General features: G+C 66.3%; 5 protein-coding genes and 1 pseudogene. 3 read left to right on the forward strand and 3 right to left on the reverse strand.

The annotated features are described in order from the left end of the window. Nucleotides 1-443 precede the first annotated feature (443 nt). Nucleotides 444-1655 (reverse strand): polymorphic toxin-type HINT domain-containing protein, encoded by a 1212-nt coding sequence (locus AB0N27_RS28645; protein WP_364376412.1) that lies wholly within the window; start codon nucleotides 1653-1655, stop codon nucleotides 444-446. Nucleotides 1656-1950: 295 nt separating this feature from the next. Here AB0N27_RS28645 and AB0N27_RS28650 point away from each other — a divergent pair. Continuing rightward, nucleotides 1951-3200, forward strand: a pseudogene (locus tag AB0N27_RS28650) (IS701 family transposase). A 10-nt stretch (nucleotides 3201-3210) separates the two neighbouring features. Here the strand turns inward: AB0N27_RS28650 and AB0N27_RS28655 are convergent. Further along, the gene (locus tag AB0N27_RS28655) at nucleotides 3211-3339 is read right to left on the reverse strand and encodes a hypothetical protein (RefSeq protein WP_364376415.1); all 129 of its coding nucleotides are present in this window, start codon (nucleotides 3337-3339) and stop codon (nucleotides 3211-3213) included. A gap of 44 nt (nucleotides 3340-3383) precedes the next feature. On the opposite strand from AB0N27_RS28655, the gene AB0N27_RS28660 reads away from it, so the two are divergent. Both AB0N27_RS28660 and AB0N27_RS28665 read left to right on the forward strand, forming a co-directional pair. Beyond that, nucleotides 3384-3527 carry a hypothetical protein gene (locus AB0N27_RS28660; protein WP_364376417.1) on the forward strand — a complete coding sequence of 48 codons (144 nt, stop codon included), beginning with the start codon at nucleotides 3384-3386 and terminating at the stop codon, nucleotides 3525-3527. 322 nt (nucleotides 3528-3849) lie between these two features. Then, nucleotides 3850-5235, forward strand: coding sequence for a hypothetical protein (locus AB0N27_RS28665; RefSeq protein ID WP_364376420.1), 1386 nt, complete (start codon nucleotides 3850-3852; stop codon nucleotides 5233-5235). On the opposite strand, the gene AB0N27_RS28670 is transcribed toward AB0N27_RS28665, so the two are convergent. Beyond that, nucleotides 5185-5919, reverse strand: a complete 735-nt coding sequence (locus AB0N27_RS28670) for a hypothetical protein (protein WP_364376423.1) — start codon at nucleotides 5917-5919, stop codon at nucleotides 5185-5187. The genes AB0N27_RS28665 and AB0N27_RS28670 overlap by 51 nt on opposite strands. Between the last annotated feature and the right edge of the window lie 81 nt (nucleotides 5920-6000).

The following is a 6000-nucleotide window of genomic DNA, read 5'->3' on the forward strand; positions in this document are numbered from 1 at the left end:
CATCGGCTCTGACCTTCGGCAACGTGAAGCCGCAGCCAGGGACGGGTGCAGTTGAGCGCCGTTGACGCCGTTGGACGCAGTTCAAGGCCGTTCAGGGCACCCACTGCTCCCAACCTGCTCCCCAAACCGGGGCACCGGACCGCCGATCGATCGTGAGCTCGGGCCCATCACCACGCACTCCTACGCACACAGTTACCGAGACGAGACGCACTAGAGTTGGCACCTAAAGCTCAAGCGGCCTCTTTTTAAGTGCCTTTTCTACGATCTCTTCGTCCGACAATTCAGGGTCCTCATAGAACAGTAGATCGGTAATTCGGCGGAACGCGAGCAGCCTTTCCAGTTCCGTGAGCAGCGCATCAGCCGACTCATCCGGGAGCCTCGGATCCCTCAACTGCCGGATTAGCTGAAGCGCTCGCTCACGTTCAGCACCGCCAAGAGCCATACTAACCATTCCCGTAGTGATAGCTGGGTTTAAGGATCTGGGAGTGATAGAGAGGAGTAACGACCACCAGGTTGTCCATATCGTACACCCCTCCGCCGTGCTGGATTGGTCGGACATGGTGCAACACGTAATTCCTACCCGGCCCAAACTGTTGCGACGTTGCCACGAATGGCGAGTTGCCGTTCTGCATACGCGCCACGTTCGCCGGGCTGAATCCCGCCGAGGGGTCGGCGTCGGTCCCCACTTCCTTCCAGAATTCCCCACGGAAGTCGTTGAACGTGTCAAATGAACGGCCGCGTAGGCGATCCGCAACTTGACTCGGGAATACTCCCGCATTTCCATGCGATCCGCGCAGCCAATTTCCAACGCCCACTGACGCACCACTACCGCCGGCAACGCCAGGTGTACTTCTCAGCTCGGTGGCTGACGGGCCGCAGGTGCAATCGGGTCCATTGCAGTTGTGGACGAGGACCGGCTCGTCACCGGCGAGGACGTAGTACGTGTGGGTGTTGTCGACGGTGAGGTCGCGCATGGTCTTGCTGCCGTCGACATCGGTGACCTGGACGACGGTGACGGTGTGTCCTGGTCCGCCGCCGCCCATACCGGCGCCCGTGCTGTCACCCTCGAGCCGCTTGTCGTCGTGGACGAGCAGTCGGTGTCCCGGCGTCAACTGCGCGGCGTCCACCCATCGCCCGTCTGTGGCGTCCCAGAATGGGTGATGCGCGGTCGTCTTCACCACCGACGTCGTGCCGGTCTCGCCGTCGCGGACGGTGACATCGGTCAGGTCGTCATCGACGTTGACGTGCCGGTAGGTGACCTTCTGGGGCGTGCTTTCGCCGGTGGCGGGATCCGTCGTGGCCACCTCGTCGCCGACTTCGACATCCTCGATCGGTTTGGTGTTCCCGTTCGCCATCAACACCGGCGTTGCCGGGTCGAAGCTGTGTCGCTGCGTGGTCGAACATCCTGGCCCCGATGAGGAACTCTCCTGGGAACGAGGACGCTGGGCTGCGGACGAGCCAGGCCCGCCCTCGCCCGCAGCGCGGCTGGAGACCCCGGGCGTTCGGCCGCCAGACCCGCCGCGGAGCTTGGTGCCAAGACCGCCGGTCAGTCGGCTTGCCCCGGCCGACCACGCGCCATCGAGTCCGCCCTCGATCATGTTGCTGGCCAGGCCGCTCCAGGAGAAGTCTTCATCTCCCTGGGCAACGTCAGTCATGTAGCCCGCGCGCCTATTGAGTCTTATCGCGTCGGGCACCTCACTCGAACACTAGGGCTGCCGTGACCCCGATGAACCTGTGAATCGACATCCCAACCGTGGTGGAGAGCTAGCCACGAGCAAGCCGGCAGGCGGGCAGCGGTTGCTCTAGTACTCCAACGTCACTTGGTTTCGGCGTTGGGCGTGGCGCAGGCATGAAGACGGCCACCGCGTTGATCATCGATGGTTTGTGAGGACAACCGAAGATCGTGCGGTGGCCGCGTGCCACAGCGTAGACCGTGATCGGTGGCGGGTCATCCTCGACGAGGCGGCGGCGCGTGTCGCTGGCTCGTGCGGGCAGAGCCGCGCCGGACCGCCGGGCAGTTCGTGGAAGGGCTGCTGTCGGGCGTGGAACGTAAGACCTGCTGGTCCCTCGCCGAACGGGCGGGTCACGACGATCCGCAGGCGATGCAGCGGTTGCTGCGCACAGCGGTGTGGGACGACGACGCCGTCCGCGATGACGTGCGAGAGTGGCTGGTCGAGCAGCTCGGCCACCCTGACGCCGTGCTGGCCACCGACGAGACCGGGTTCCTGAAGAAGGGCATGTGCTCAGTCGGGGTGCAGCGGCAGTACACCGGCACCGCCGGTCGGATCGAGAACAGTCAGGTCGGGGTCTTCCTGGCCTACGTCACCCCGCACGGGCGGGCGCTGATCGACCGCCGGCTCTACCTGCCCGAGGCGACGTGGTGCGCCCAGCCCGAGCGTCTGACCGCCGCCGGCGTTCCAGACGAGGTCGAGTTCGCGACAAAGCCTGCGCTGGCCCGGCAGATGATCGCTACCGCGTTGGACGCCGGTGTCCCGGCGGGGTGGGTGACCGGCGACGAGGTCTACGGCGCCGACCCCGGCCTGCGCGGCGACCTCGAGCAGCGTCAAATCGGCTACGTCCTGGCCATCGGCTGCGACCGACGCGTGCACATCAACGACGGCCGCACCCTCGTGCGTGTCGGCGACCTCGCCGAGCGGATCCCCACCCGCGCGTGGCAGCAGCACAGCTGCGGGCCCGGGGCGAAAGGTCCCCGCGACTACCTGTGGGCCTGGATCACCACCGCCACCCGGCCGGATGAGCACCGGTGGCTGCTGATCCGCCGCAACCGGAACACCGGTGAGCTGGCCTTCTACCTGTGCTGGTCACCCCGACCGGTCCCGCTGCACACCCTCGTGCGAGTCGCCGGCTCCCGATGGAGCATCGAAGAGCTGTTCCAGACCGGCAAAGGCCAGGTCGGCCTGGACAACTACCAGGTCCGCAGCTGGACCGGCTGGCACCGCTTCATCACCCTGGCCATGCTCGCCCTCGCCGTCCTGACCATCCTTGCCGCCACCGCCCAGCAACCCCACGCCGACTCAGAGATCATCGCGTTGACCGTCGCCGAGATCCGCCGACTCCTCAACGCCCTCGTCCTCGCCGTGGCGCTCCCACCAGAGCACATCCTGCACTGGTCGATCTGGCGACGAACATCCCAAGCCCGAGCCCGCCGATCCCACTACCAGCGCAGACAGGCCAAGTGACGTTGGAGTACTAGGCAAGAGACCAGTCGGCGTCTCCGTCGTTGACGGTGGCGTCGTTGTAGGTGGATGAGTTGGGTGAGGGCCACTTGCCGCCCGGGAAGGATCGGCTGTCCACTGCCTCGCCGTGCAGGTTGACCATGCTGGTTACCTGGGCTGCGAGGAAGGCGGACAGTGGTGATAGCGGTGGCGACGATCGCGGTGTTGACGCCGGCCTCTTCGATGACGGTGGCGGTACTGGCCTACGAGAAGACCGCGGATGCGAAGGCAGCTAAGGCCGCGGTCGCGGCGACGATGAGCTTCGCCAGCACGACGGCCAGGGTGGTGTAGAAGGCCGCGCCGGCTGCCGCCCAGGCGAGGAGGTGGCCTGAGGTGCGGCGTGCGGGGTCAGCACCGGGTTACCAGGGCGTGGCGCTGACCGCGCGGCCTGCCGGTCAGCAAGTGGTCGCGGGCCCGTACGGCATGGCGTGCGGGCAGACGATGGGCCTTTGGCCCACGTATCCGCTTTGCGCTCGGCCGGGCAGCGGCCGCGGGGCTGATCAACGCTCACTTCGGCGACGCGCTGATCGAGCAATGGGTGACGGCTACCCGACTGAAGCATCCCGCGCTGGCGATCCTCCACTCTGGAACGCCGCGTCGGTAGGGTAGATGCGTGTCCCAAGGCGAAGGCTTCGAACAGGTCCCCTCCCACCTATGGCACTACGCGAAGGACCAAGCTTTCCTGAGTGACGCCGCCGGTGAGGCGAAACGCTTCCTCACCGAGTTAGCACGGGATGCCAGCATCGACGTCCACCTGGTGGAGGCACGGGCCAAGAGTCTCTCCTCGTACACGGAGAAATCACAGAAAACGAACGAGGACGGAACACCGAAGTACAACGACCCCGCTGCGCAGATCCATGACTGCGTGGCGGCCCGCGTAATTGTGTACACCACCCGAGCCCGTAACGACTTGGCAGACCTCATCGGGAGTCGCTGCGAGTACCGGGAGTGGGTGAATCCCGGCGACAAAAAGCACAACGGATACGACAGCGAGCACATCGTCATCATCGGCCTCAAGGATCCCGAGGCGCAGCAACGCTACCCAGCCCTCGCGAGGTACCTCGGTAAGTACCAGGGCCTGGAGATCCAGGTGCGCAGCGTGGCGGGTCATGCCTGGGCGGAGTACGAGCACGACATCCGCTACAAGTCCGGCGCATACCAGGACCTGACGCCCGCCGACAAGGGGCGTGTGGATCAGTACTTCATCGAGGCTGGCGGGATGCGCCGGTATATGGACAAGATCTTCGACGAGATCGAGGAGCTGCTCCGGCCGCAGGACGCAGGCGAAGTCGCACCCGTTGGCGGGCCCTTGATCGGGGTTGACGAGCCGTCGCCGGACGCACTTGACCCGACTCCGCTTGACCTGGGAACGCTGGGCGAGCTGATCGCCGACCGCTTCCCAGGGGATGAGCCAGGCGACCCGTCATCCGTCGCCCTCCTCGTCGAACAGTTGGCCGAGCTGGACGTGACGACGATCGGTCAATTGGAAGCGGCGCTGTCCAACCTCGAAGAGGGCCAGGTCGCCCGACTGATGGACTATCCGACCGAGACGACCCGAGTCCGGAAGTTGGATGACGAGTTGCTCGCGGTCTTCCTCGACCGCTACGTCGACGCCGCCAAGGACGCCGACCGGCGTCAACTGCTGCGCCTCCGGCTGCGGCGTGTGCACGGCCGGTTCACGATCTACTCAATGGAGGGGCCGAACTTCACACGGCGACCCGTCGCCGCCGCACGAGCCGTACGCGATCTTGTGGAGTTCGTGGCCGAGCGCGAGGGCATCGCGGCGACCATTATCCCCGGTGCCGTCGGCGCGGACCAGAGCGCCGTGACTCCGGGGTACTTCCCGAAGGAGGTCCAGACGTCCGCCGGGCCGGTGTACGTTGCGACGAACCTGTCTCGCTCCTACGCGGAGAGCCTGATGGACAAGTTGGTCTCGCGGGTTCCCGGCTCAGGCCTTCGGGTAAAGCGGGCCGGCGATCTCCTCTTCGAGGCGCCCTAGGGAGTCGCGGCCGGCGGATTCCGCCTGAGCTGTGGTGCCGCCCGTCAGCCCTGCTGGACGATCTGGGTCGAACAAGCCTGCGCCAGGCGACCCCGCAACGACCGTGCGAACGTTTGACAACGCCCTATGCAATCGGCCCGGCGAGCATGTCAGCGCCTTAAGGGCGCCGTCACCATGCCGTTCGGAGCCGGTGGCTATGTCGAGGGACAGCCGCTTAAGCATCCCGGCGGTCGCGACGATCAGCATCTCGGCGTCCTCCCGGGTGTACTCGAAGTCCTGCGTCACCTCGTCCTTGTGACCCGCGCCGCTCATGGTTGAGAACAGGTCCTCGACCATGAACGCCCACCGCTCGTCGTAGGTCCGCTGCCGCGGGGCCTTCGTCTTCGCCGCATTGAACAGCTTCAGCGTTCCGTACGCGTCGCGGACCTGCTCCACGGCCTTGCGCGCCTCCACGATCGCCGGTTCGATGTTGCCCTGCCGAAGCAGCTCACGAGCCGCCCGCAGCGCCGCCACCGCGCCGGTGTAGTCCGCGCCCCTCGCCAGCGGCACCAGCAGCTCAACGAACGCCCCCGCATCCACTGCGGCCACCTGCGACGCCCACTCGCCGGCGTTGATGTCGAACCTCAAGTCCCCCGTTCGCTGACTCTGCAACGGGCGCTCAAAGGTCACCTTGGCATTCAGCACCACTCGGCCGTACCCCCCCCCCCCCCCCCCCCCCGCGGGGGGGCCCGGGGGGGGGGGCGGGGGGTTGCTGGGTTCGGTTTC

It is taken from the genome of Micromonospora sp. NPDC093244, from assembly GCF_040683695.1.
Lineage (GTDB): Bacteria > Actinomycetota > Actinomycetes > Mycobacteriales > Micromonosporaceae > Micromonospora.

Excerpts from the sequence above, each read along its gene's own strand:
- AB0N27_RS28645 (WP_364376412.1), bottom strand. The coding sequence starts at position 1,655 with ATGACTGACGTTGCCCAGGGAGATGAAGACTTCTCCTGGAGCGGCCTG.
- AB0N27_RS28655 (WP_364376415.1), bottom strand. The coding sequence starts at position 3,339 with ATGGTCAACCTGCACGGCGAGGCAGTGGACAGCCGATCCTTCCCGGGC.